This window comes from Sporolactobacillus sp. KGMB 08714 (assembly GCF_036598985.1).
Classification (GTDB): Bacteria; Bacillota; Bacilli; order Bacillales; family Sporolactobacillaceae; genus Sporolactobacillus.
Genome location: NZ_JAUUBW010000014.1, coordinates 26,539 through 53,521, shown reverse-complemented (window position 1 = coordinate 53,521; position 26,983 = coordinate 26,539). Strand labels below are relative to the sequence as shown.

The window sequence follows — 26,983 nt, the reverse complement described above, 5'->3', positions numbered from 1 at the left end:
CGGAGTGTTCGCCGGCCGAACTGGAGCATTTAGAGGCCCGAATTGAATGCCTGCATTTTATCCTGCCGAAATCAGGATACGGACCGGATGGCGGCGCACTCTGCCTTTTTTAATCTGTGAGAATAGGCCCTCCCCTCGCGTATTCTAGTGTGTTGACGAACCGGGCGGAGGAGATGTTTTATCCAATAAAAAAACCGGCTGCTTCGTCGGTTTTTTAACTGCGTTTTCACATGAAAAACGGTGTCTTAACGCCAGCCAAAGAGCCGCGACACCAACCCCTTTTTATTTCTTCCCCCGGCATTTTCCCGCACTTCTCTCAGGCGGCTGACTAATTCTTTATCTCTCAGTTCAATTCTGCGTTCCATACTTCTGTCGTATTTCTCAACGACCTTGCTGGCCGTTTTTTCCGCCGTTGTCGCGGCAACCTGTTCCACCATCAGGCGCAGCTGGTCGGCCGTGATCTGCATCCTGACGTCCCGGCTCACCTGAACACTTGTACTTGTCGGCTGCTTCCGGACACTGTCCGTGCCGGCAGATTCCTCTGCTGTGCGGAGACTGAGTTCTCCGCACACCTCCCCCGCTGCATCCTCAATCTTCCGTCCGTCTCTCATTTTTTTCAATAATCGATCAATAGCTTCAATGTCTTTGTCAAAATAGATGCGCTGCTCTCTGTCGTTTCGCGTCATCACGTAGCCGTGCTTCTCCAGGGCTGTTGTCAATCGTCTGAGTTTGCTCCGGGTCACATCCAGTTTTTCCGAGACGCTCTGCGTAAAAAAGCCGATTTCTCCGTTTTCCGGCGCCATGCGATCACGCTCCGTTCAGATAGTGTACTATTAATATTAGACACTAAGTGTCCCAAATCCTACCTGACTGAGCTTGAAGAATATTAAATTGTACCGACAGATCCTGCTTCTTTTAAATGAAACCTTGTCCCGAAAGTGCCGATTGAAAAATTTTTATCGGCAGCCTGACGTCCGCTAAGGAAGACAACGCGTGTCTCCGCCGGATTTTTAACCGCGTATGCCGGCTTTTTTATTCTGCCTTCACCCTCCCCTTTTTTCCGTTTCTTCTTTTTCTTTAAGCAGCTTTTTAATTACCGCCACTTCCCTTTCGAGACGATGCAGGTGTCCCTGCATGTCGTCAATTTCCTGACCGGATTTATAATTGATCGCAAAATCAATGATCGATTCATGTTTGTCTCTCGCCGCAGACCGGTTCTGGCTCATCATGATGAACGGTGCCTGAAAAGCGGCGATGAACGACAGACACAGGTTGAGCAGGATGAACGGCGGCTTATCAAATCGCAGGCCGCTTGTCAGAAGCACGGTATTCCAGACAATCCATACCGTCAAAAAGGAGGCGAACATAATGATAAAGCTCCAGCTTCCGCCGAACCGGGCGATAAAATCGGCAATGCGGTCGCTGCGCTTCGTCTTTTTCACATATTCTGAATTCAGCTGTTTGACGATTTCCGATTCATAGCGGTCTACAAGGCGGTCGATCCGTTTTAAATTTTCATTATCCAGATCGATGTCAAACCCTTGAATCATTTTCTCCTGATCGTCATTCTTCATTTTATCGTTATCCTTAGGTTTCCAAATCATGACGCCGCCTCCTGAACGTTCTCAAAGTCAAATATTTAGTGAACGATTCTATTTTAACGTAATCGGACGCAGAAAACCCGACAGATCATTGAAAAAAATCGTCGCGGCGAATTCTGCGTCATTATTATTTGATAACCAAGCGGCTTTCTTTAGGGAAGGATCTCCTGAAGGAGGCGGACACCGTGCAGAAAAATTCCGCAATCCCCGGATCTGGAAAAATCATTTCAATGGGAATCATTCTTTACATATCCTTTGATTGGATTTTACATTGGCTAAAACAAAATTGAAAATTTCTTATATAAAATAAAAGTGTCGAAAAAAATATTTTCAATACAGGGGCGGCGGATAGTGTTGACAAAATTACTGACTGAGCTGGGCCGGACACTGCTTCAAAGGATTGACCGGTTTGATGACTCATTGTGAACGGGCGCCATTTTAATAATCGGAGGGACTTCCATGAGAATTGCTATTTTTACAGACACCTTTACACCCCAGGTTAATGGCGTAGCGAAAACCCTGGAACGTCTGACCCGGTACCTGAACAAAAAAGGAATCAGGTATACTTTATTCGCCCCGCAGAATGTAAGAGAAGAACACAAACGTACCAATATTCAAAAAGTTAAAAGCATTCCTTTCGCGGTTTATCCGGAATGCCGCTTTGCCGTACCGAATCCCTATTTTGTACGGAGAAAGCTGCTTCAATTTCAACCCGATCTGATCCACGTGGCCACACCTTTCAATATGGGACTGTTGGGAAGATATTATGCCAGGAAATTGGATATCCCTTTGGTCGGATCGTATCATACGGATTTCGACGCTTATCTGGCCTATTATAAAATGGAACTGATCTCCCCTATCCTCTGGAATTACCTGCGATGGTTTCACAATTCCCTGCAGAAGACATTCGTCCCGTCACCGGCTACATTTGTACAACTGAAAGATAAAGGATTTCACAGTCTGGCGATCTGGGGCCGGGGCGTCGACTGCGGGCTGTTTCATCCCGACAATGCGGAAAACGCAATCCGGCGGGAATACGGCATCGCGGCCGAACACATTCTCTCCTTCGCCGGCCGTCTCGCGCCGGAGAAAGACATCGCGACATTGCAGAAAGTGATGAAAAACATAAATGGAAAAATGAAAAACCATGTGCATTGGCTGATCGCCGGCGCCGGACCGCTTTATTCGGAATTCAAGGCAAAATTCAGCGAACATGTCACATTTACCGGTTATTTACCCGCACAAAAACTGGCACAGGTGTTTGCCGCTTCGGATCTCATGGTGTTTCCTTCTGCAACGGAAACCTTCGGCAATGTCGTCCTCGAATCGCTGGCATGCGGAACGCCGGTGATCGGCGCAAATGCAGGAGGCGTCAAAAACATTCTTGTCAATCATAAAACGGGGATACTCTGTACGCCGCAGCGCGTGAATGAATTTACTTCGGCTGTTTCTTTGCTGCTTGGGGATCATTTGAAACGGCGGGAAATGAGCCAAGCCGCCCGCCGCTATGCACTGACGCAAAGCTGGGATCAGATATTTGAAAAATTGCTTGACGATTACGCGGATGTAGTGGGCCATTCGGCCGGAAGTTTCATGAGCGACGGCTTGACCTCATAAACAGCGATGGAAAAATTGTTAATGATCAACAGACCGGTGCGGCCAATTTCTGATGTTTTGGGGCTTTTTATGGTAAAATACTGTCATGCAGGCATTTATCATGAGAAAAGCAAAGAAACGGACGGATTATTTACGGCAAAACAAGGCGTGCAGCGGTTTCTGCGCAGGCAGCAAATCCATACAATATGTTGTCCGGCATGCTTGGTCCCGTACGGAATATCCGTCGGCCGAAGCTGCTCCGTCCGTCTTCTTCGAAGATTTCCCAGAGGATTTCCCGATGGATTTGAAGAAATTTCATTATATAATATAATGGTTGTGCCGGTTATAATTTGATCATTGAGGTGCAAGTATGTTATCTAAATCATTAGATGAACTCTATGAGATTGAATGCCGTATTTTCAAACGAATTAATAATAGTTATGAAAAAAGAATGCTGAACTGGTATTTCCGCTGGATCACCAATGTAGGGGGAGCAGTCGCTGAAATTTTAGCGGTGCTCATCCTTCTCCTTCGCGCTCACGGCCGCCTGCATCAGACAGCGGTTGCCAGTGCGATCTCGCTGACCATCAGCCACGTCATTGTTCAGCTGCTTAAGCGATATATTCCGAGACAGCGGCCCTATCTGACCCTGGAAGGGACTAAATTTCCGGAAAACCCGATTGCTGACCAATCTTTCCCGTCCGGTCATTCGACGGCCGTCTTTTCAGTGATTGTTCCGTTCATTTTATATCGGCCATCCCTCGCTATTCTGCTGATTCCGATCGGATTGAGTGTCGCGGTGTCCCGAATTTTTCTCGGGCTTCATTATCCAAGCGATGTACTCGCGGGGATCTGTCTGGGTTCATTGACCGGGTTGATTGTCTACGTTCAGCTGCTGTCTCCGTTCTGATGCCGGACTGTTCCCGTCGAAAGAGGCCGTCCCCTTTATCAAAACGGGGGGGAACGGTTATCTCAGAGGCGAACGGCGCAGTGAGAGAAAATTTCAGCCGCCTATAAGGCTCGGCCCGGGCCGAGCCGTCAATTTTTCAGAGCTCTGCTATGAATCGTTGAAAAGCTGTGGTCCGGCGGTTTGGCGGGGCTGCTTTATTTATCCCGCATGTTCGGTTCGATCAGTGCTGACGCAAAATACGGATTGTCCCCAACGCTTCGGGACAATCCGAATCAAGCTGGAACCGTGCCGCATTTTAGCAGTTGCGCCGAATGAGGCTGAGGTCGCACCGAAATTTTGCAGTCGCACCGAATGAGGCATGACTTGCACCAAATCGGGCCAAAGTCGCACCGAAATTTTGCAGTCGCACCGAATGAGGCATGACTCGCACCAAATCGGGTCAAAGTCGCACCGAAATTTTGCAGTCGCACCGAATGAGGCATGACTCGCGCCGAATCGGGCCAAAGTCGCACCGAATCAAGCTGAGGTCGCACCGAAATTTTGCAGTTGCGCCGAATGAGGCATGACTCGCGCCGAATCGGGCCAAAGTCGCGCCGAATCGGGCCAAAGTCGCACCGAATCAGGCTGAGGTCGCACCAAATCGGGTCAAAGTCGCACCGAATCAAGCTGAGGTCGCACCGAAATTTTGCAGTCGCACCGAATGAGGCATGACTCGCACCAAATCGGGTCAAAGTCGCACCGTATTTTTGCCGCAGGAGATTGTGCAGAATCAAAGCAGCTCCCCTTTGCGACCGATATCTATCTCAGCGGGCACCGCCGTACAATTTTTCCGCGATACGTCCGTCGATCGTAAGCCCTGTGATTGAACGGCGGCGTATCGCCGAATTGCATCAAGCTGCGCCGCATTTTGCCGGTTTCCTGCATGCCGTTCCGGTCGGGCAATACGCGCCATCAGCTAAAATGACTGCTCGCGGAGCCGTTGGATCTCTTTCCTGGTATCCTCGGGCAATACGTGCAATCGGATAAAATGACAGCGCAGTGATTTGCCGTGTATATTATTTTTTTGTACTGTCCGTGTCGTTATCGGTGAATGATCGTTTAAAGAACAGGTTATTCAGGAAAAAATTGCTTTGCTCTATCGGCACCTTATACATTTTTCCCCATCTCTTAGCTACTTCTTCAGGGCTGCTGTCCATCAGGCTCTTTTTCTCATGTTCGCTCAGCCGGTCGATGATTTCTCTGAATTCATTTTTCCTATCCATTCTTTATCATCATCCTTATTGAGAATTCGCAAGGCAATGGGAAGTGAATGCCGTAACATCAGGCCTTCAGTAAAACAGAATTCTCTGTTTCATCTGATCCGGACTTTTCGGCCAGGCCTGTCATGCTTCTGTTCTAATGTAACTATATCACGTAACCGCCTTCAATTGTAGCTTGCCGCCGCTTAATCGCCCAGCGATAAAATGACGGTTCGCCGTTCTTCAATTTTGAACCCGGGCCCTTAAATGAGTTCATTCCCTGATCTGAACCTGCCCGCCCCTTTCAGATTTCAAACCGCCCAGTGAAAATGCACATTCTTTGCAGATTCCGTCTTCGTCCGCTAGACTTAGAATCAATCAGAATCCGAAAGAAGGGTGAACGATGTTCATCTATAATTTTTCTTTTCCGAAGTTAACAGGCAGTGGCAGTCTTTCTCTTGCCGATTATCATAATCAGGTGCTGCTGATTGTCAATACCGCCAGCAAATGCGGATTCACGCCTCAATATGAAGGATTGGAGAAGCTCTATGAAAGTTATCGGGATCGGGGTTTCTCAGTGCTCGGCTTTCCAAGCGACAGTTTTCTGAACCAGGAATTTGCCGACGCCGAAAAAACGGCTGAATTCTGCAAGTTGAATTACGGCGTCACTTTCCCGCTCTTCAGGAAATCGAAGATGAAGGGAAACGACATCAACCCGCTCTTCCGATACTTGCTGAACGAGACAGGCGCCAAAAAGATTACCTGGAATTTCAACAAATTCCTGATCAATCGCGACGGGAAAGCAATCCGTTACTACGGATCGCGGACAAAACCCGAGGAAATCGAAAGCGACATTCAGGCACTGCTAAAGGATGAAACAAACGCGTGACGTTCCGCGGCGGATCACTCGATTATTTTTTTGAAAATTGATCCGTGATCCGTCTATTCATATAAAAAATTGATCCGTTCGGCCAATAAACCTGTGATCCGGGCCAATCATCTGTCTCGCCGTATCCGGTTTAACACTCTATGCTTGTTAGCCGATGATGTGAACAGTCATAAGCTGTGCCGTCAGCCGGTCTTTGCTGTTCATATTAAGATATGGGATGTCTGTTCTTTTTTCCTGCGGAGAAGAACATGTTTATCTTACCTTTAATTTTTTGGAATCGGTGTGCGCTGCTTGAACATTTCATGTGAATACTTAATTTTTTTCCCACAGATCGGGGCTCATCTGTTTATCCAGCTGAATCAGCCGGTTCCAATAATCCTTCTGCAGTTCGTCCAGCTTCTTGAAATAATCTCTTCTCACCCGTTCGTAATATCTCCCGATCGCATCCGCCTGGGCGATCAGGTCTTCGGGCACCGGCAGCCGTCCGAGATTCTTTGCGGTCAGAACCGGCAGGACGGTTCCGGACAGGCTGTCCGCCAGATAGTGTTCGCCCAGCGGACTTTCGAGATAGGCCTTGATGAAATAGGGATGAATCGTTTTCGGCCGGAGTGCCATCAGGTTGATTGAAAGATAAACGGGCTCGTCACTTTCAAAGACGGCAATTTTTTGTTTAGTGCCCTTGGCGACGAGGATGACATCGCCCTTTTGCAGCTTATGGCGGCTCAGGTTTCCGTCTACGGAAAATCCGGCGATTGACGGCAAATGGATGCGCCCTTCCGAATCAATGTCGTTCAGCCGCAGGATTTTTATGCCATCCTCCGCCTCCGCATTCTTCGCTGAAAGATTGTAGCCTTTAATCAACGTGCATAGATCCTGTACGGGTACGGTTTTAATCAATCGAAGCTTCTCAGGGTTCCAGCGGATGGCCCCGAAATGTTTCGATTGGAAAATGGGTTCTGTGATGTATTTTTCGACATTCCAGGAATCGCCGTTTTCTTTCATTTCCTCATGCGTGACGATCCGGCTGAAGCCATCTTCGTTTTTTGGCGACCGCAGCACCGACAGGATTTTCTGAATGCCGTTCTCGGACAGTTTCTTGTCGCGCAGCCGGCCCTCACTGAACCGGCCGGCGTCGATCATCAGAACCCGGTCGTTCTTCTTTTGCCGGTCGAACAGCAGCAGATGGGTTCTGGCTGACGACGCCGCGTAAAGTCCGGCCGGGAGCCGGATGACTGCCGTCAGCTGTGAGAGGAGATAACGGCGCACTTTCTGCTCTGAAGCAACCGACCGGATCAGCGGTCCGCTTCCGGACACGATCGCCGTTTTCCCCCGGCTTCGTTCTACGGCACTGAGCATGAAATAAAAATCGAGCCGGCCCATTTTTCTGTCCAGCGGCGAAAAGCGGCCGTGTGCCGCTTCTTTCGGATCCCGGGCCGTTTTCAGGCCGATCGGCGGATCGATGACGACGCAGTCGAATTTTTTCAGCGCCGTCCCTTCAAAGAAAGCCGGCTCGAGCAAAGCGTCGCCCAATGCCATCCGGTGACGGACACGGCGCAGCGTCAGGAACAGATCGGCCAGTGCAACCGATTCCGGATTGATGTCCTGACCGTAAAAAACGGCATCGGTATTCTTTCCGGCCAGGCCGAGCAGCGATCCGCCGAACCCGCACGTCCCGTCATAGACGGCCGCGGCATGTTCCAGATCCAGCGCGGCAGCGATTAGCCGATTGATTTCGGGAGGTGTGATCGAGAGATGCTTCATCCTGCCGGCCTGTCTGTAAAAAGCGCCGGTCAGTTCGTCGGCGGTCAGCGCGGCAAGATCCAGTTTCCGGATCAGCGGAGCCAGCTTTTCGAACGGATCGGCCTGCCCTTTTCTTTCAAAAAAAGCGGCCCATTTGTCCGTATCCGGAGTCATCTTCCCAAAACCTTTTTGGGGAGAAATATCGTGTATATCGATTCCGTGCTGCTGAACGGCGATGGCACAGACTCCCAGGTAAAGGGTCACTGTAAACAGTCCTTTTTCCGGTGCAAATAGGCCGCTTAAAACGTCGATGCCCCTCTCAAGCGTCTCATCGAGTTTCATTTAAGCGATCACCTCTTGAATAGTTTCTTTTAACTATTCATGTTATACCTCTTCGCCGGCCGATTGTAAATAGTTTTATATAACTATTTAATCAGCCCTGCTTAATCTATACGTATATATGTTCCTTTTGATTTCAAATGTACGGCCGGCCCCAATGCATTCAGAATGAGCGGGGCAATCTGCCCATAATATCTCCATGTCCCGGTGCAGGAGATCCCGCGTTACCGTTCAAGTGCCCGGTCCACCGCAGCCCCGTAACCTTCTCCAAACATGTTTAAATGACAGAGCAGATAGTAAAGCTGATACCAGGGAACGCGTTTCTTCCCATCCGGGATCGAGCGGATAGGCGGCGTTATAGGCGCGGTAAAAGCTGTCGCCGAAACCGCCGAACAGCCTGGTCATCGCGAGGTCCATTTCCCGGTTGCCGTAAAAGACACTGGGATCGATCAGCACCGGCTCACCGTTTTCGGCGTACATGACGTTGCCTCCCCAAAGATCGCCGTGCAGCAGACCGGGTACGACATCGAGCTCCCGGTAAGTCCGGGCGAAGCGCTCCGCCAGTTTTTCATAGTTTTCCTGTCTGCGCGAATTCCAGCGGCCGCGTTTTTTGGCTATCTCAATTTGCGGGGCGAGCCGCCATTTCAGGTAAAACGTCGTCCAATCCTGTTCGCGATGATTATATTGCGGCAGCTGGCCGGCATAATTATTGAAATCGAATCTGAACGAAGAAGACGTTTGTCTGTGCACATGAGCCAGATCTTCTCCCAGTTTTCGTTCATTATGAAAATGCCCGGCCGGAATCCATTCAAGAAGCAGAAAATCATCGGCAGCGATTTCCCCGAAATCGATCACATGAGGCGTACGGGCGGATCGGGCGATTAATTTCAGTCCTGCTGCCTCGGGAACGAAAAAATTGTCCGGCACGTGCGTATGAACTTTTAAAAAATAGTGCCGCTTTCCGGATTCAATGGCGTAGGCGTCATTGATATCTCCTCCGGAAAGCGGCACAATCCTGTCGATCGGCGAAAGAGGCAGCGATTGGAGCCATGTTTCAGAGAGCATGCCGAACCTTCCTTTCCGTGGATCAATCAGCCGCACAGGCTTTATCTACTATTATAATCTTTCTGCGGGCCGATGCCCGATCCAAGTCCGGCGGATCTGCTGCTGTCTTCATTGGTTTTTTGTTGATTGATCACCCTTCTCTACCCTGTGCCGGACTTTCCTTTTGCTTGTTTGTGCAGATCTGCAATTGGCAAAAACCGGAAAATACAAAAGTTCCGGGACGGCTGAATAACCGTCCCGGAATTTTAATGGGCGTCCGTCTTAAATGGGAACAACTCCGTCGTTTTGTATGAACTGGACGGTGTCCATTCCACGGCCTGAATGCTGTTCAAATATGGATATTAGAGCGATTCAAAAAACAGCACGTATTAAAAAATAAATGATTTCTGATTTCTGAAAAATATCCATCTGCGCTTGTTTTCACTGAGTCCCTTACAAACTGGCTTTGGGATAAGGGCCGTATACATTCTCTTTGTCCTGGCTGTCCGTGCAATCATAAACAAGCAGGACAATCCATCCAAGAATCGGAATCACTCCGATAAGTATCCACCATCCCGTCCGGCCGATATCGTGAAGCCGCCGTATGGATACCGCGAGAGAAGGCAGAAAAACGGCTAACGAGTACAAATAGTAGATTAACCTGCGGCTGCCAAGCAAATAATCGAGCAGCGTCGCAATCAATAACACAATGGCATTGATCAGTGCAAACACCCAGAATTCCGTCCGGGTCGCCCTGCCGCTAAAACCGACATAATTCTTGATCACATCAAGATACCAGTGCATAGAAGAATGGCCTCCTTTAAAAAATTATGGCGCGATACACTATTCAGTCTATTATTCTCACAAAATTAATCAATCAATATTTAACAATTTTGTTAAAAAATAAATCGACATAATAACCTAAATTTCGCCGGTCACCGCCCCATAAAGGAATGGACGGAATTCTTCACAAGAGCAGGGCCTTCCGTAAAAAAAATGACGGCTGCTCTGCCGCTCCGCCGTCATTCATACCCTGTCTTTCAAATCAGAAAAGCCTGTTTTTCAGTTCAGCAATGTGCTCGATGGAAACGGCCACTTCATCGCCGGATTTTAACCATTCCTGTTTGGCTTCAGGGTAGCCGAGAATGACTCCGTCAGGCGTTCCGGTAAAAATGATGTCGCCTGGTTTCAGCGTTATCGTCTGCGAGATGTAGCTGATCAAGGCCGCACAGTCAAAGATCATATCCCGGGTATTCGCCTGCTGGCGAAGGTCCCCGTTCACTCTGCATTCGATCGTCAGATTTTGCGGATCAAGTTCATCACCTGTTGCAATATACGGACCCACAGGTGCAAAACCGTCCGGACTCTTTCCCAATAACCATTGCCCTGTCTTGAATTGCAGATCGCGGGCCGACAGATCATTGCCCGCAGTATAGCCGAAGACATAGGACAGCGCCTGTTCTTTGGACACTTTTTCCGCTGTTTTTCCGATAACGATGACGAGCTCCGCTTCATAATCGATCTTTTTTGCCATATCGGGAATTGGAATCATACCAACATGCGCCGCCAGTGTATTATTGAATTTACTGAAAAGGATCGGAGATGTCGGAATATCCATGTTCGCTTCTTTAGCATGATTCAGATAATTCAAACCGACGCAGATAATTTTTTCAGGATGAGCGACGGCGGGCGCGAATTCAATGCTTTCTTCCGGGATAAAAAAATCGTTTGTCTCTTTCCGATTGATACGGCTTACGAAATCACGAAGTTTTTCTATTCCGTTTTCACCCTGTGAGAAGAGTTGATCAAGACTGACAGGCACATCACTTCCGAGATGGTCCGCGGCTTTTCTCACATTCAGAATTCCCGGTTCTGTTTTTACCCCTAACAGGATCTGATTTTGTTCGACAAATTGGAGAAGTTTCATGATGGCAGCACTTCTTTCAGAATGATTTTTTAAAACGATCCGCATTGTACTTTTTCCGGTGACAGCGATGCGGCAGCGGCGGCCTTCTAAGGCAGAATGACAGGGTTGAGCGTTCCTATAAAATTCGATCCAATTCATCAAGCTGCTGGATTTGATAAGTCGGAACAAAGGCCGTGAGATTGGATTTCATTTCCGGGTTGAACCAACAGGTGTCCAGTCCGGCAAGCTGCCCGCCTTTAATGTCCGAGCTGATCGAATCCCCGATCATCAGCCCCTGATCGGCCGAGAAACCGGGGATGCGCGCAAAAACGTAATCGAAGTACTGCCTCATCGGCTTTTGAAAGCCTGCGGCCTCTGAAGAAAAAATCTTCTTAAACAGCGGCAGTAAACCTGAATCGCGCAGACGTTTATTCTGAGTTTTGGAAACGCCGTTTGTGACAATATATAGATCGTAACGATTCCGCAGATGTGAAATCAGCTCCAGGGCTCCGGGTATACGCTGATGCCCTTCCTCCAGACAGCGGCGGTAATTCTTTTCCATCAAGGTCCCGTCAACCTTTTGGCCGTATGTACTCAGCAAACGCGAAAAGCGTGTGTTGACCACCTCGTCCCGGTCTATTTTCCCCTCTTCATAGGCCTTCCAGAGATTCCGATTTAGTTTTTGATAGTCGGCTTGGACTTGTGATGTAAATGGAATCTTTTGTTCTCTGAAAAACTTTTTCAGCGCCTGGTTTTCTGCTGCACGGAAATCCAGCAGGGTATCGTCGACATCGAAAAATAAAGTCCGGTATTTTTTCAAAAGTTATCTCCCCGTTTGATTGTTCTGCCTATGACACTGATCAGTGCCTCATCTTTATAGCAAAAGACCCCGCCGTTTTGTAAAAGGCAGGGTCCTCCGTCTGCTTGACTGATTCACGCCATCAGTTTGCAGATGTCATTTGTGAAAGCGACCGGGTCCTGAACCGGAAGCCCTTCGACAAGCAGCGCCTGATTATACAGCAGATTGGTGTACAGATTGAATTTTTCCTTGTCATCAAGCGTATATGCCGCTTTGAGCGCTTTGAAAACGTCGTGGTGCGTGTTGATTTCAAGAATCTTGTCCGCTTTGATATTTTCGTTGTTCGGCATCGCATTGAGCACTTTTTCCATCTCGATAGAGACCTCGCCTTCCGTGGCGAAGCAGACCGGATGAGTTTTCAGACGCTTCGATGCACGGACCTCTTTGACCTGGCTGGCCAGAACATCTTTCATTTTATCAAACAGCGCCTTGTCTTCCTTCTCCTCTGTCTGATCCTGCTTTTTGTCCGTGTCGTCTTCAATGCCGAGATCGCTGCTGGATACCGATTTGAACGATTTTTCTTTATATGCATTCAGCATTTTAATCGAGAATTCATCGACATCGTCGGTAAAGTAGAGAATCTCATAGCCCTTATCGGCAACGAGTTCCGTCTGCGGCAGTTTTCCGATTTTTTCATTCGATTCGCCGACGGCGTAGTAAATATACTTTTGTTCTTCGGGCATGCGCGATACGTATTCATCGAGCGTGACCATTTTCTTTTCCTTCGACGAATAGAACAGCAGCAGATCCTGGAGTTCGTCTTTATGGCTGCCGTAATCCATATAGACGCCGTATTTCAACTGGCGGCCGAATGATTTGTAGAAGGTCTCGTATTTTTCCCGATCTTCTTTCAGCAGCTTTTCCAGCTCTTTCTGAATTTTATGCTTAATATTTTTGGCAATCAGCTGAAGCTGTTTGTCCTGCTGAAGGATTTCTCTTGAAATGTTCAGCGACAGATCTTCCGAATCCACCAGCCCTTTGACGAAGCTGAAATAATCGGGCAGGAGATCGGCACACTTCTCCATGATCAGTACGCCGTTGGAATACAGCTCGAGCCCTTTCTCGTATTCTTTTGAGTAGTAGTCGAACGGAATATTTTCCGGAATATAGAGAATCGCATGATAACGGACGATGCCGTCAGCCTGGATGTTGATATACTTAAGCGGTTTGTCATAGCCGTAATGCTTTTCATTGTAGAAGTTCTCGTAATCTTCATCTTTTAACTCATTCTTGTTTTTGCGCCAGATCGGCACCATGCTGTTGATCGTCTGTACTTCTTTGACCTCTTCGGATTCCTTGTCGTTATCTTTTTTCGGCTTGCTTTCCGTGACTTCCATTTTGATCGGGTAACGGATAAAATCGGAATATTTCTTGATAATGGACTTCAGACGGTATTCTTCAAGAAACTCGTCATAGTTTTCATCTTCACTGTTTTCTTTCAGCTTTAAAATGATATCCGTTCCCACCGTCTCTTTTTCACAAGGTTCGATCGAATAGCCGTCCGCCCCCTTGGATTCCCATTTGTACGCCTGATCGCTGCCGAGCGCTTTGCTGACGACGGTGACGACATCGGCGACCATAAAGGCCGAATAGAATCCGACACCGAACTGGCCGATGATATCGTGTCCGTCCTTCGCCTTGTTATCGTTTTTAAAATTTAACGAACCGCTCTGCGCAATCGTTCCCAGGTTGTTCTCCAATTCTTCCTCTGTCATGCCGATCCCTGTATCGGAAATCGTCAGTATCCGCTTGTCCTTGTCCGGCGTGATCCGGATGTAATAATTGTCCTTCTCAAAGTTCAGCGAGTCATCGGTCAAAGCCTTGTAATAGATTTTGTCGATCGCATCGCTGGCGTTCGAAATGATTTCTCTTAAAAAGATTTCCTTCTGCGAGTAGATTGAATGGATCATCATATCAAGCAGTTTTTTTGATTCTGCTTTAAATTCCTTCGTTGCCAAGAAAATTTCCCCTTTCAGCCCTATCTTTTCTTTATGTAGCCCTTTCACAAATTCCAGACTAAGATTAGCACTCAGGTTGTACGAGTGCTAACAATATTTTTATAGCTCATTACGGCGGATTTGTCAAATCCATGAAGGCATCGCTTATTCATAACATGCTGCGTGCAGCCTCTCTTTGAAACGGTTACAGTTAAGAGGCACTGCTTTATTGAGCGGATTCTAAGTGCGGTTCGCTTCGCCGGTCTGTTTGTTCATGACCCGTGCACACCATGAAAAAGGCCCGGGTAAAAGCGTCATTTTTACTCGGGCCGATTTAATGTGTCTCTTGCGTTTAGTTGTCCGACAGATTTTCTACAAATCGGCGCATCCGCGTCATTGCTTCCTGAAGCTGTGCCATAGATGTGGCATAGGAACATCGAACATAGCCTTCACCGCCCGAACCGAAGGCATTCCCCGGAACAACGACGACTTTTTCAGCCTGCAGCAGTTTTTTCGCAAACTGTTCGGAGCTGAATCCGGTTGATTCGATGGAAGGAAAAGTATAAAAGGCCCCTTCCGGATTGTGGCAGGCAAGACCCATTTCGTTCAGGGAACGAACGATGAAATTACGGCGCTGCCTGTAGCTTTTCCTCATCTCGGCAACGTCTTTTCTGCCGTTTTTCAGCCCTTCGATGCCGGCATACTGCGCCATCGTCGAAGCACACATGATCGCGTACTGATGGATTTTCAGCATGCCTTCCATGATCTCCGCCGGCGCGCAGACAAAGCCGAGCCGCCATCCGGTCATCGCCAGGTCTTTGGAGAAACCGCTGACCAAGATCGTCTGTTCGCGCATGCCCTCGATGGCCGCAAAACTGGTATAAAGTTCGTCGTAAACCAGTTCGGCATAAATTTCGTCGGAAAGAATCAGTAAATCGTGTTTTTTAGCGACATCGGCAATCTGTTCCATTTCCGCTTTGCTCAGCATCGCTCCGGTCGGATTGTTCGGAGAGCAGATCATAATCGCTTTCGTTCGCTCCGTGACGGCTTTCTCCAGCTGCCAGGCGCGGACTTTAAAGTCATTCTCCTTCAGAGCCGGTACAATAACCGGGACGCCTCCGGCAAGCGTCACGAGCGGAGCATAGGAGACAAAGCACGGCTCGACAACCAGCACTTCGTCGCCGGGATCGAGAATCGCCCTGAGCGCTATGTCAATCGCTTCGCTTGCGCCGACGGTAACGGTAATCTCAGACTCCGGATTATAAGCCACACAGAAGTCTCTTTCCATATACTTCGCGATTTCTTCTCTCAATTCCGGCAGACCGGCGTTGGCCGTGTAAGACGTGTAACCGTCTTCAAGCGAAAGAATGGCTGCTTCTCTGACATTCCAGGGCGTTACAAAATCAGGCTCGCCAACGCCGAGTGAAATGACGCCGCTCATCCCTGCCGTGGCATCAAAAAATTTGCGGATACCGGAAGGCTTCAGCTCTCTTACATGCTGCGCAAGGTAAGTGGTCTTCAGTTCCATTACGGCGACACCACAATTCTTTTATCGTTATCGCTCTGATCATAGATTGTTCCGTCATGTTTGTATTTCTTCAGGACAAAATGTGTCGTGGTCGAAATGACACCGTCGATGGTCGAAAGCTTCTGAGTGACGAAATGAGCGACCTCATTAACCGATTGTCCTTCGACAACGACAGAAAGATCATAAGTTCCCGACATGAGATAGACCGATTTGACCTCTCTGTAGCGATAGATCCTTTCCGCAACATTGCTGAATCCGACATCCCGCTTGGGCGTCACCTTGACATCGATCATGGCGGTGACTCCCTGGTGCCCGTCGATTTTTGTCCAGTCTACAAGCGATACATAACGGACAATGACGTTTTCTTCCTCCAGTTTTTTTACGATGGCGCTGGTTTGATCTATACTCAGATTTGTCATTTTAGCCAGATCTTCATTGGTCAGACGAGCATCTTTTTCCAGAATTTCCGCAATCTCGACCTCGGTCGCAGTCAGTTTCATCGAATCTCCCCTCTCTCGCTTCACATCTTCAATTAACAGAAACGTTACAGCTATTATATAACTTCGGGCCTGCAGTGAAAACTGTCATCGGCGAAAATTAACCATTCGGATCACGTCCCAGGGGAATGGGAAAAATACGGTTTTCTCGTCTCGTTTTCTGCGGGGCGAATTCTTATCGGGCGTGACACCGATCATTGGAAATATTTTTTCAATAAAGTATACTAATTAAAGTAAAGTTTTTTTATTGATGAATGCGGCATTGCCGACATGCCGGCAGACATGTGCATGCGGAGGGATCACATGATGAAACTTGTCGTCGTCAGACATGGCGAAAGCGAATATAATGAATCCAATCTTTTCTCCGGCTGGGAAGACATCGCTTTGACGGAGAAAGGCATTGATGAAGCCAGGACGGCCGGACGGATCATTAAAAAAATGAATATTTCCTTTGATGTGGCCTATACGTCGGTTCTCAGGCGTTCAATTAAGACGCTTCAGTATATTCTGGACGAGATCGGCCGGGAATGGCTTCCTGTTCATAAAACATGGCGTCTTAATGAGCGCAGCTACGGAGCGCTGCAGCGGCTGAACAAAGCGGAGACGGCGGTCAAATACGGCAAAGAACGGGTGGACGGCTGGCGTAAAAGTTTCGCCATTCTTCCTCCTCTGCTCGATGCCGGCGATCCGCGCCATCCGTGTCACGACCCGCGATACCGCCATGTCGATCCGCATCTTCTTCCCGCGGGCGAGAGCCTGAAAACGACCCTTGAACGCGTGCTTCCCTGCTGGGCGGACCAGATTGCCCCGCATCTGATTGACGGTGAAAACGTCCTGATTGTCAGTCACAGAAACACTTTACGTGCACTCTTCAAGTATCTTGATCATCTGTCCGATGAAGCGATCGTTCATGTGGACGTTCCGACCGGGGTTCCGATTATCTATGAATTCGACCGTGAACTGACTGTTCTTTCCAAGCGGGAAGCGACTTTGGAACCGTCGGTCGATGATTGATCGAATCACTGCAACTCGTTTTTAGCAGAATTATTTTTTATGACCGAACGATGCCGATTTGAAAAAGCCGGATTCAAGTCCCGGCTTTTTTCCCTGTTCCTGCGGCGCGCTTTCTTATCGGCCCGCCGGAAGATTTCGCTGATTTTAATAGCCTTTTTTCGCTAGAATGAGTCCGCTGAGACCGCCGATCAACGCGAAAATGATCAAATAAGAAAAGCCGACGGTGAAGGAAATGCCGAGGATAAACGTTCCGACGGCCGAAATGATATTTTCCAGTCCGTTCAGCACGCCTGCGCCCGCTCCGACGCTTTTGCTTGGAAACATGCGCTGCAGCGCGCTCCAAACCGTCGGCAGAATGACACCGTTCATCGCGCTTGATATTGAAATCAGCGTCATTGCCAGCACAATGTTGCTGACGTGTGTCCCGATCAGAAGGCCCAGCCCGGCGATCAATGTTCCGATTCCCGCAAAAACGGCACGTTTCATGATCTTATCGCTTAAAAATGACGTAGCAATAATACAAACGGTCATCAGGATATAAGGCATCATATACCAGAATCCGGTCATGCTCACCGATACATGACGCACATTGATCAGATAGGAAGGCAGCCAGAACAGAATGCCGTAAAAAATGGTTGCCATGCCGGACCAGTTGATCAGCAGGAGCCAGAAATCCGACTTGCGGAACACCTGAGACATCTTCACCGTCTCAGCCGCTTCTTCCGCTTTATCCGACTGGATATAGATCAGTTCATTCTTGGATACAAACCTGCTTTGTTCCGGACGGTCTTTGGCAACGATCAGAATCAGCGGAATCATAACGATGAATCCGAGAAGCGCAAAAACAATAAAAGGTGTTCTCCACGTTCCCGAAGCGAGAATCATCCAGGTGACGAGCGGCCCTGTAATAATCGGCCCCATCGACAGCCCGAAATTCCAGAACATGTTGGCACGGGCATGTTCATGGGCCGGGAACCACGATTTGACCCATTTTGAATTGAGCGGCCAGTGCATCCCTTCACCCAGTCCGAGAAGAACGCGGGAAAATACAAGGGACAGCGAGCTCCAGACAAATCCGCAGAACAAAGTCATCAAAGACCACCAGGTCAATGCGACAATGGCAATTTTCTGCGGTCCGTATTTGTCGCCCAGATAGCCGCCGAAAATGTTGGACAGACCGTACATGAACAGAAACAGACTGTTTCCCAGCGCCAGTGCGGCTGCCGTCACGACCCCGTTGCTGACCATGAACGGACCGGCAATCGAAATATTCGTCCGGTCAATATAGGAGATCAGCAGCAGGATCCAGAGCGCAACCGCGAACCACCAACGAAAATTTGTTGAAGAAGCGATTGTTTTCGTGCGGCTGTCATAGACGGAGCCCGCTTTTTCAATCTTTGACACTCTTCATTCCCTCTTTCCATACAAAAGTAAGCGTTTGCATCAAAATACACAAAATGTTCACAAATAGTACTTCTTCATCTTAGAATAATTAAATTTAATGATCAATTTTTATGCAATGTTTTTTTGTTGATTTTTTCTTTTGCCAATTTTATAATTTATCGTACAAATCATGATGCAATCGCTTACTAAGCAAAAAGAGAGATGAAGGGCTATGTTGGATTATCTGATTGTCGGCGGCGGCATCGTCGGTCTTTCCACCGCCTATGCGCTCGGTACAAGCAATCCTCATGCCAGGATTGCAGTCCTTGAAAAAGAAAAGACGGTCGCTTACCATCAGACCGGCCACAACAGCGGGGTCATCCATTCGGGCATTTATTACCGGCCGGGCAGCCTGAAAGCCCGGTTTGCCCGAGAAGGCGGGGCGAAGCTTCGTGCCTTTTGCGACGCCCGGGACATTCCCTATGAAAACTGCGGTAAAGTCATTGTCGCGGTCGCACCGGAAGAATTGCCGCTTTTGGACGGTTTGTATCGCCGCGGTCTGGAAAACCGGCTCGATCTCGCTTGGCTGAATCCGGAACAGCTGCACGAGATTGAACCGCACGCTCGGGGTTTAAAAGCGATTCATGTGAAATCGACGGGCATCGTCGATTACAAGCAAGTCGCGAACGGCCTGGCGGATATCATCAGTCAACGCGGGGGCGAAATCCATCTGAACCATGAAGTACTCGGGATTCACGAGAATAAAGACGGCGTCACCGTCGAGTGTGCCCGGGACAGTTTCTCTTCTCGTTTTCTCGTAAACTGTGCGGGATTGTATTGTGATCGGTTGGCGATTAAAGAAGGCGCCCGGCCGGAAATGCGCATTGTTCCGTTCCGCGGAGAATACTACGAACTAAAGCCTGAAAAACGCTATCTCGTAAAAAATCTGATCTATCCTGTTCCCAATCCGAAATTTCCGTTTCTAGGCGTTCATTTTACAAGAATGATCGACGGGCGTGTGCTGGCCGGGCCCAATGCCGTTCTGGGCTTTAGAAGAGAAGGCTACCGCAAGCGCGATTTCAAACTCGGAGAATTCCTGAATGCCGTCTCTTACCCTGCCCTCTGGAAAATCGCGGCTAAAAATATGAGCTACGGAATCGGAGAAATGGCGCGTTCATTCAGTAAAAAAAGGTTTGTTGCCGGCATGAAGTTGATGATTCCGCAGATCGGCGAAGAGGACGTTTTCCGTGCTCAGGCGGGCGTCCGTGCCCAGGCCTTAACCCGTGACGGGGTGCTGGCCGACGATTTTATGATGATCCGCCACCGCCATGCCCTGCATGTTCTGAATGCCCCTTCTCCGGCCGCTACCGCCTCTCTGTCGATCGGAGAAGCCATCTGCAGGAAAGTAACGGAATCGGCACAATTTGTCTGAATCTGCAAACTCCGGATCGGGCTGCCCTTGCAATCGACCAGAGATAACCAGCAAATAAAGCCGCCGGACTGTCGGAATTGAGCAGTCCGGCGGCTTTCTGAGCCGTATGCGTTGCGCGAAAGATAAAGGTGCCGGACCGATTCATGTGGTGCCGGCCGGAGCAAGGAAAATGATCAAAGACGTATGAGAAAATTTTTTTCAAAACGTAAAACACTCGTTCCCTGTCCGATCTGCCTTCCGGTTTTATTTTGGAAAATAACCGATCATCCTTTTAACGAAGCGGTCAAGCCATTCGCGGTCTGCTTCCGTTCCGTGAAAATTGGTGCTGAACGTCATTGCTTTTCTGAATGTCGTGACTGCGATCTGAAAATAGGGAGCATATTTAATCGAGCCGGAGATAAATGCGTCTCTGACATGAAGGCCCTTAAAAGATAAAATTCTGTCGTCAATGATACCGATGTTGGTCATGCCATTGAATGGGATGCTGTAGATTTTCGGAAAGCGCTTCTTGGCTTCCGGCAGGGGCAGCGTCCGATAGACTTCTTCCAGATCCCAGTAGACTTTAAACGGTTCCAGGCTGCCCTTCTGCCGATCCATTACTTTTTTGACACTTGCTAAGGCTTCATCGAATGATTCACCGGCATGGCTCGGAACGGCACAGATGATATTTGAGGTTAGATTGCAGATGCCCGGCCGATAATCTTTTGGAAGATAGGCGCGGCTGTTGACCGGGCAATCAAGGACAATCAAATCGGTGCTCAGAGCTTCGGACAGCGCACAGACATAAGCGGCGAACAGTGCGTCGTTGACCGTAGCTCCTCTCCTTTTCGCATAATCTTTGATTGAGTCGAATTGCTCTGCCGGGACCTGATGTGTGATCACAAAAGGATGATGCTCGTCTCCTGTCAGCGGCAGATGGTCCCTTTCAGACTGGACATAAGGCGAGAGCTGCGCTTGGCGGATTCGGTCCTTCTGCTCCCGGCTCATGCCGCTGAAAACCTGATTAATGCTGCGCAATTCCGGATCCGGCATATCCGGCATCGGATGATCCGGGCCGGCTGCCAATACGGAGTAGCATTGGCTGAGCAGATACAGATAGTCTTTCATTCCCCCGCCGTCACAAATCATATGATTCATGATGAACGCAAGCGTATCCGCATTTTTTTCCCTGACGACTGTGATACGCAGCTGCGGACCCGCCTTTTCGTCCGGTTTGATTACAAGGTGTGCCTGAACATCCTTTTCACGGTCCGTCGATTCAATCAGAGAGACCATCTCGCGGGCGGTCCAGCCGGCCTCTTCCCAGAAAGCCTTCTCACCGCTTTCAACAAACCGGCATGTCAGCAGAGGAACGGCTCTAAATGTTGCCTGAACTGCGTTTCTCAGCAGATCGACGTCAACGGTTCGATCGAATCGGATGACGGCGTGCAGATAATGATCGTTCCGTTTCTTTTCTCCTGAAATAAAATGTTTGATATCCGCACTTTCAGCCGGATAGCGATGCTTTTGACGTGTCGCCATTCCATCCATCTCCCTTATTTGGTCTGCCATATTCGCAGTCTGTTGCTTTAAGTTTACATAATGTATTTACCGTTTCTTTTTACAATTTTCGAAAAGCTCTTCGTTCGGCGTAATCCACACACTGAAGACAAACGTAGATGACTTCGCCTTTATCATTTTCGTATCTCCGCATGCCTGATTTCTTTTTATGGCAGAAATAACATCTTTTTGAAAACGGCCAATGAAATCTGCCGCCTGCCTTTTTCCCGGACCCACTCATTATGTGTCGCCGCCCTTGCCGGTAAGATTGTTTTTTATGTGTTCATTATAAGTGTTTCGAAAGCCTGCCGGCAAATGATTCATCCGCAGGACAGGCCCTGTCTGGAAAATTTGAGTCAGCCGCCTAAAATGATCGGCCGATGATTCCGTTTGCCCGCAGGCAGTGACCGCGATCCGTACTGCCATACACGGATAAGCCGGGCACGGAAAGGTGCCTCATCCTTTTAAAATTGAGAGAGATGTCCGAAGTGAGGGAAAACTGCCTTAAGACAGATAATAGCCATCGCCCTGCTGCTCTTTAGTGGGGAGATCGCTTCGGTTCGAAAAAATATTTTCCCGGATAATATCATTTTTTAGAAAATGGGTATTTCCTCAAGTCATGTATCCAGGAGATTCTTGCGAAAAGCGGTCGCTTGGCACGGCAGTCTGTCCTTTTGAATGTTCATGCGCATGGCGGTTGATATTCCGCTGGAAAAAGAGGACTGTCCTGTGCGGCCGGGCGTTGCATGGCGGAAACGCCCGGCCTTTTTCTTCGGCCCGCCGCGGATTCCCGTGAATCGTGGTTAAAATCACCGGGAGACGCCGGCGTATCAACAGTAAAAAGCAAAATATCGGCAGTAAACGGACTGGAATCAATAGGTGAGAATAATCAGAACAGAAAAATTATTCCTGATTGATGGCTCAACCGCGGCCGGGGTTTTCTCGGTTGTTATGCCTGTTTTATCGGCCGGCATGCTTGTTTTATCGGTCGTCGCAGCGAGTTTATCGATCGTTACGTCAGGGTTATCGACCGTTAGAAGCCGTTTATCGATCTGGCCCGAAACAGCCGGCCGCGCCGTGCTGCCGTGCTTGCCTCACTCGAGCTGCTGCCCGCGGACGCCTTTTAGAAATAAGCTCTTCTTTCATGACCCGGAATCCGGATGCGCTGCAGGAATCATGGGCTGCAAAAAAGCGGCAGGATGTCTTAAAAAAGACTTTCTGCCGCTCACAGGTCCGATGATTCTGAATGATCGCTTCCGGACTTTCACCGGGAATCATAGCTGCATTGCCGACACGGGCGCGGCCAGCTTCGCTTGCCCGCCCGCCGCCCATTCAATCACGCCCTGCTTCCGATGATGTTAAGTGTAATGGGGCAGGACATTTTTAAGGGACTCTCTGATCCGTTTTTTCATTAAGCGGATCAGAACGGGGTGATAGCCGAGGGGGCTGCACAGCACAAATGAGGTATCTGTTTTATTTCTGAGATCAACGGCCTTTTTAAGGGTTTTCATTAAAACGCCTGTAAACAGCAGGTAGGGGACGACAAATGTCTGCTCCCATCCTTTTTTTAATGCAAGGTCCAGCCCTTCCTCAAACGAGGGGCGGGCAGCTGCCATGTAACAGGATAAAACACGGTTTAGTCCCCTTTCATTCAGCAGGCGTCTGATCGAAGCGAAATCGTGTTTTGTTTCCGGGTCGCTCGAACCTCTGCCGACTAACACGATACCGGAGTTTTCGGGAATTATTTTCCGCTTTTCAAAGATTCTCTCGATTAAAATGTCAACAATCTTCGGGTCGACGCCCAGAGGACGGCCCACGATGAAAATAATGTCAGGATAAAGTGATCTTGCTTCATCGACTACTGCGGGAATATCGCGTTTGGCATGGCCGGCGGACAGCAGCAGCAGCGGCTGGATGAGGACGATCTGCGCTCCTTTTTCAATGCAGCGGCGGATTCCTTCCCGGATGTCCGGCTGTACACGCTCGAGGTAACAGATTTCTTGAATCGGCGCCGAAATGCCTTTCATGCATGAATAAAGAAATTGGTTTGCCTGCCTGACGCCGTCAATCAGCCGCGTTCCGTGGCCGATGTAAAGGACTGCGAGCATATCAGAATGCCTCCCGAACAATGTCGAACGGCTTTTCATCGCTTTCGAACCATTTCAGTTCTTTTCTCAGCCTTACAACCTCACCGACGATAATCATACACGGATTCTCAATGCGGTACTTTTCGGCTTCCCTGACAATGCTGCTGAGAACGGATGTGACCGTTCGCTGGCGGGCCGTTGTTCCCCATTCAATGAGCGCGACGGGCGTTGACGGAATACGGCCATGGCTGACGAGTTCGGATACAATGTGCGGCAGAGCGGCCACGCCCATATAGATAGCCAGAGTGTCGGCTCCCGTAGCCAGTTTATCCCAGTTGATTCTCTCACTGCCTTCCGATTTCGAATGTCCGGCGACCAATGCGATCGAGCTTGCATATTCACGATGCGTTGCCGGGATGCCCGCGTACGCCGGAGCGGCGATGCCCGCCGTGATGCCCGGAACAATTTCGAAAGCGATGCCTTCTTTGGCCAAAAAGGCAGCCTCTTCTCCTCCGCGTCCGAAGATAAAGGGATCTCCTCCCTTAAGACGGACGACGATCCGGCCTTTGCGTGCATGGGCCGCAAGCAGATGGTTGATGTTCTCCTGCTTCAGAGGATGTGCATGGGGCCATTTTCCGCAATAGATCAGATCGGCCGAATGTTTGGCCTCGTTCAGCAATGTCTCATTGACGAGACGATCATAGAGGATTGTATCGGCGGCGCGGATCAGACGGAGCCCTTTGACTGTAATCAGGTCGGGATCCCCGGGCCCCGCCCCTACAAGGTACACTTTTCCCATCGTACATCACCCTCATTCATACGTTTCACGCGGCCGGATTACAAAACCCGCTCCGCTTTTGCCTATTTTTTTCTTTTCCAGCAAAACGATGCTGTCAACTTTCAAACGTTTTAAAAAGGTGCGCTGCAGCTCCGAATCAACGACCCGGAAAGCTGCCTCCTCATTTTCTGCAACGGCTACAGCGACCGTTTCATTCTCGTTTGATGTGACGATAAAACGGAACAGCTCCATAATTCCACCTCATCCAACACTTTCAACGCGATGTTTCATGATATCATCCAGCACGTCCTGCAGCACATCGATTCCGACACGGCTCCTGAACGCAAAAAATGTCTCGCCTTTTTTCTTGTTCTCCTTAAAATACAATAAAAAAAATTTCAAAACTTCCGGTAAAATAAAGTCTGCAATTCTTCCTTTTAAGCGTTCATTAAAGTGGCCGCCGTCTGACAATGTTCCGCCGACGAAGATTTCGTAGGCATCAATCAATTGCTTGTCCCTGGTACGCAGTTTCAGTCCCTGAATGCCGATGTCGGCAATGTGGCGCTGCCCGCATGAATTGGTGCAGCCGACCATATTGATCCTCACAGGTACATCAATATCGACTTCTCGATCAAGGTAGGCGGCGATTTCTCTCATGCGGTCTTTTGTATTGGTGAGTGCGAGATTGCAAAATTCATTTCCCGTGCAGGCCATCGCATATCCCGTGAAATGAGACGGGCGGACCGGGTACTTTTTAAATAGGTCGTGCTCGAGCAGTTCCCCGATCCGATCCGTCGGAATATGCGGAATGATCAGATTCTGAGAATTGACCGTCCTCAGCTCGCCCGTTCCGTATCTTTTCGCGAGCCGTGCGAACGTCAGAAAATCGGAGGCATGAATCCGCCCGACGGGGACGCTGACCCCGACATAGCTCAAGCCGCGCAGTTTCTGCGGGTGAACTCCGTAGAAATAGCCGCCGTTCCAGCCGGACGTTTCATCGCGCCCTGCTGCCGGCAGCGGGCCGGTCAGCTCCAGCACCTTTTCCCGGAATTTTTCGATGCCCCAGTCCGCAACCAAGTATTTGAGCCGGGCTCTCGCACGGCTCTTCCGATAGCCGAAATCCCGGTACAGGGACGTCACGGCGGCGGCAACCGCTTTTGTCTGCTCCGGACGGATGAACAGGCCGAGCGGTTCCGCGAGATACGGTTTCGCCGCCAGACCGCCGCCCACCTTAACATGGAATCCCTTCACCCTTTCTCCATTGATGATCTTCGTCGCCGGGGTAAAAGCGAGGTCATTGATTTCGGCGTGGCCGGCATTATGAATATTGGCGTTGATTGAAATCTTGAATTTGCGCGGAAGGTTCGAAAAATCGGGATTATCCTGAAAGAAACGAAAGACTTCATCCACGATCGGACGCGTGTCGAACAATTCGTCCGGATCAATGCCGGCCAGCGGATTGCCCATGATATTTCTCGGTGCATCGCCTTCCGCTTCGCTCGTCGTCAGGCCCACCTGCTTCAGCCGCTCAAAAATTTCCGGCAGTTTCTCGAGCGGTATCCAGTGGTACTGGATCGCCTGCCGCGTTGTGATGTCGATGACATTCCGCGCATAAATTCTGCCGATGCCGGCCAGCGTCTCTGCCTGCTCGTTCGACATGATTCCGGACGGCACTTTCACCCGCATCATAAAAAGCCCTTTATCCTGCGGCTGCTGAACCGTCAATCCCGCATATTTAAAGTACATATACTGATCTTTCGGGATGGATTCAAATCCGCTTTCTGCATAGTTCGGAATGTCGGCAAAAATGGACAAGCCGTCTTTTGCCAGTTTATTAATTTCATTTTTATTAAGCCTTTCATTCTTTGCCCAGACTTTTTCATAAGCCATTTCCGCTCCATCCTCCCTTTTCTGAATCGTTGCGCTCGTTTTTTTATTTTAGAATAAAATCGTTCCCCTTTTTTCAAAAGCCGGGAAAAAGCCTGATAACGACGTCTTCGAAAGCGCCACTGAAATCCGCTGACCTGAACTTGAGTTTAAAGACCATTTTTTTGCCGGATTTCTGCGTTTAATCGGACTCGGTTTTCAATCACTCTGAATATTTTTTAATTTTGTAAAGTTCATTCTAGACTCATCTCAAAATATTGTCAATAATTCATATATGTATGATCGGATTTATGAGGGTGGCTTATCTTTTTCGGATTTCCGGATTAAGGAGCGGCTCACGAATGCCGGCCATAGAAATCTTTTCATATGATTGGAAAAACAGTCGCAGTTCGATGTTGTTGGATACCCGTTCCGCTTCGAATTTTTCGGGGCTGTTTAGCAAGCAGTAAACCGGATATTAATTTTATCATTTTGTCTTGCCTAAAACATACTAATATGGTAGGATTAACGCAACTTAATTGACTCTTATCAAGAGAGACGGAGGGAATTGGCCCGATGAAGTCCGGCAACCACTTTTTATAAAGTAAAGGTGCCAAGTCCAACAGGTTTTTCCTGAAAGATAAGGTTGACGGAGACATTCTTAATGTCGGTAGTCCCCATTCTTTCGGAATGGGGACTTTTTTGAGTAAAGGGGGTGATGCCGTGAGACAGAAAGAAATCTGCTGCACGATTTAAGCTGGTTCATTGTCTGATCGTCCGTTTCCGATAAGAGTCATTTA

General features: G+C 48.9%; 22 protein-coding genes, 1 pseudogene and 1 riboswitch. Of the genes and pseudogenes, 5 read left to right on the top strand and 18 right to left on the bottom strand.

All coding sequences use genetic code 11. The features are described 5' to 3' along the window. Positions 1-245: 245 nt before the first annotated feature. Both Q6A92_RS08240 and Q6A92_RS08235 read right to left on the bottom strand, forming a co-directional pair. The gene (locus Q6A92_RS08240) at positions 246-803 is read right to left on the bottom strand and encodes a hypothetical protein (RefSeq protein ID WP_274399471.1); all 558 of its coding nucleotides are present in this window, start codon (positions 801-803) and stop codon (positions 246-248) included. Between the two features lie 240 nt (positions 804-1,043). Further along, positions 1,044-1,604, bottom strand: coding sequence for a DUF1003 domain-containing protein (locus Q6A92_RS08235; RefSeq protein WP_274399470.1), 561 nt, complete (start codon positions 1,602-1,604; stop codon positions 1,044-1,046). A gap of 456 nt (positions 1,605-2,060) precedes the next feature. Here Q6A92_RS08235 and Q6A92_RS08230 point away from each other — a divergent pair, with 456 nt between their 5' ends. Both Q6A92_RS08230 and Q6A92_RS08225 read left to right on the top strand, forming a co-directional pair. After that, a complete protein-coding gene (locus tag Q6A92_RS08230; RefSeq protein WP_332237669.1) occupies positions 2,061-3,218 on the top strand; it encodes a glycosyltransferase family 4 protein in 1,158 nt (385 codons plus the stop codon). Between the two features lie 349 nt (positions 3,219-3,567). Next, the gene (locus Q6A92_RS08225) at positions 3,568-4,107 is read left to right on the top strand and encodes a phosphatase PAP2 family protein (RefSeq protein ID WP_274399467.1); all 540 of its coding nucleotides are present in this window, start codon (positions 3,568-3,570) and stop codon (positions 4,105-4,107) included. A gap of 1,055 nt (positions 4,108-5,162) precedes the next feature. Here the strand turns inward: Q6A92_RS08225 and Q6A92_RS08220 are convergent. Then, complete coding sequence (locus Q6A92_RS08220) at positions 5,163-5,369, bottom strand: hypothetical protein (RefSeq protein ID WP_332237667.1); 207 nt, start codon at positions 5,367-5,369, stop codon at positions 5,163-5,165. Between the two features lie 379 nt (positions 5,370-5,748). Here Q6A92_RS08220 and Q6A92_RS08215 point away from each other — a divergent pair, with 379 nt between their 5' ends. Next, positions 5,749-6,234, top strand: a complete 486-nt coding sequence (locus tag Q6A92_RS08215) for a glutathione peroxidase (RefSeq protein ID WP_332237665.1) — start codon at positions 5,749-5,751, stop codon at positions 6,232-6,234. A gap of 312 nt (positions 6,235-6,546) precedes the next feature. Here the strand turns inward: Q6A92_RS08215 and Q6A92_RS08210 are convergent, their stop codons facing one another. The 9 genes and pseudogenes from Q6A92_RS08210 to Q6A92_RS08175 all read right to left on the bottom strand — a co-directional run bounded on the left by Q6A92_RS08210 (position 6,547) and on the right by Q6A92_RS08175 (position 16,087). Continuing rightward, positions 6,547-8,316, bottom strand: a complete 1,770-nt coding sequence (locus tag Q6A92_RS08210) for a type I restriction-modification system subunit M/S (protein WP_274399463.1) — start codon at positions 8,314-8,316, stop codon at positions 6,547-6,549. 221 nt (positions 8,317-8,537) lie between these two features. Next, positions 8,538-8,606, bottom strand: a complete 69-nt coding sequence (locus Q6A92_RS20275; protein ID WP_443029706.1) for a hypothetical protein — start codon at positions 8,604-8,606, stop codon at positions 8,538-8,540. Positions 8,607-8,640: 34 nt separating this feature from the next. Then, positions 8,641-9,378, bottom strand: a pseudogene (locus Q6A92_RS08205) (fructosamine kinase family protein); the annotation flags it as partial. A 432-nt stretch (positions 9,379-9,810) separates the two neighbouring features. Further along, a complete protein-coding gene (locus Q6A92_RS08200) occupies positions 9,811-10,161 on the bottom strand; it encodes a DUF805 domain-containing protein (protein WP_274399459.1) in 351 nt (116 codons plus the stop codon). A gap of 241 nt (positions 10,162-10,402) precedes the next feature. Then, on the bottom strand, positions 10,403-11,284 hold the full coding sequence (locus Q6A92_RS08195; protein WP_332237661.1) for a fumarylacetoacetate hydrolase family protein: 882 nt from the start codon (positions 11,282-11,284) through the stop codon (positions 10,403-10,405). 115 nt (positions 11,285-11,399) lie between these two features. Next, on the bottom strand, positions 11,400-12,083 hold the full coding sequence (locus Q6A92_RS08190; RefSeq protein WP_274399456.1) for a YjjG family noncanonical pyrimidine nucleotidase: 684 nt from the start codon (positions 12,081-12,083) through the stop codon (positions 11,400-11,402). 113 nt (positions 12,084-12,196) lie between these two features. Further along, the gene (gene htpG / locus Q6A92_RS08185; protein ID WP_274399454.1) at positions 12,197-14,080 is read right to left on the bottom strand and encodes a molecular chaperone HtpG; all 1,884 of its coding nucleotides are present in this window, start codon (positions 14,078-14,080) and stop codon (positions 12,197-12,199) included. 331 nt (positions 14,081-14,411) lie between these two features. Next, on the bottom strand, positions 14,412-15,587 hold the full coding sequence (locus tag Q6A92_RS08180; RefSeq protein ID WP_274399452.1) for an aminotransferase: 1,176 nt from the start codon (positions 15,585-15,587) through the stop codon (positions 14,412-14,414). Further along, positions 15,587-16,087, bottom strand: coding sequence for an Lrp/AsnC family transcriptional regulator (locus Q6A92_RS08175; RefSeq protein WP_274399450.1), 501 nt, complete (start codon positions 16,085-16,087; stop codon positions 15,587-15,589). Before Q6A92_RS08175 ends, Q6A92_RS08180 begins: the two co-directional genes overlap by 1 nt. Before the next feature lie 303 nt (positions 16,088-16,390). Between Q6A92_RS08175 and gpmA the strand changes: the two genes are divergently transcribed. Next, the gene (gpmA, locus tag Q6A92_RS08170) at positions 16,391-17,098 is read left to right on the top strand and encodes a 2,3-diphosphoglycerate-dependent phosphoglycerate mutase (RefSeq protein ID WP_274399641.1); all 708 of its coding nucleotides are present in this window, start codon (positions 16,391-16,393) and stop codon (positions 17,096-17,098) included. 144 nt (positions 17,099-17,242) lie between these two features. Here gpmA and Q6A92_RS08165 read toward each other — a convergent pair whose 3' ends face one another. Further along, positions 17,243-18,502, bottom strand: a complete 1,260-nt coding sequence (locus Q6A92_RS08165) for an MFS transporter (protein WP_274399448.1) — start codon at positions 18,500-18,502, stop codon at positions 17,243-17,245. 211 nt (positions 18,503-18,713) lie between these two features. Here Q6A92_RS08165 and lhgO point away from each other — a divergent pair, with 211 nt between their 5' ends. Beyond that, positions 18,714-19,913 carry an L-2-hydroxyglutarate oxidase gene (gene lhgO, locus Q6A92_RS08160; protein WP_332237657.1) on the top strand — a complete coding sequence of 400 codons (1,200 nt, stop codon included), beginning with the start codon at positions 18,714-18,716 and terminating at the stop codon, positions 19,911-19,913. A 243-nt stretch (positions 19,914-20,156) separates the two neighbouring features. Here the strand turns inward: lhgO and Q6A92_RS08155 are convergent, their stop codons facing one another. From Q6A92_RS08155 to Q6A92_RS08135, 5 genes are all read right to left on the bottom strand, one after another. Then, positions 20,157-21,434: a condensation domain-containing protein gene (locus tag Q6A92_RS08155; RefSeq protein ID WP_332237656.1), complete on the bottom strand. Its 1,278-nt coding sequence runs from the start codon at positions 21,432-21,434 to the stop codon at positions 20,157-20,159. Positions 21,435-22,810: 1,376 nt separating this feature from the next. Further along, on the bottom strand, positions 22,811-23,560 hold the full coding sequence (locus tag Q6A92_RS08150; RefSeq protein ID WP_332237655.1) for a sirohydrochlorin chelatase: 750 nt from the start codon (positions 23,558-23,560) through the stop codon (positions 22,811-22,813). A gap of 1 nt (position 23,561) precedes the next feature. Next, positions 23,562-24,338: a uroporphyrinogen-III C-methyltransferase gene (gene cobA, locus Q6A92_RS08145; protein WP_332237654.1), complete on the bottom strand. Its 777-nt coding sequence runs from the start codon at positions 24,336-24,338 to the stop codon at positions 23,562-23,564. Between the two features lie 12 nt (positions 24,339-24,350). After that, positions 24,351-24,569, bottom strand: coding sequence for a DUF3906 family protein (locus Q6A92_RS08140; protein WP_274399440.1), 219 nt, complete (start codon positions 24,567-24,569; stop codon positions 24,351-24,353). Between the two features lie 9 nt (positions 24,570-24,578). After that, positions 24,579-26,207 carry a nitrite/sulfite reductase gene (locus tag Q6A92_RS08135; RefSeq protein ID WP_332237652.1) on the bottom strand — a complete coding sequence of 543 codons (1,629 nt, stop codon included), beginning with the start codon at positions 26,205-26,207 and terminating at the stop codon, positions 24,579-24,581. A gap of 519 nt (positions 26,208-26,726) precedes the next feature. After that, positions 26,727-26,830, top strand: a riboswitch (SAM riboswitch). Positions 26,831-26,983: the final 153 nt, after the last annotated feature.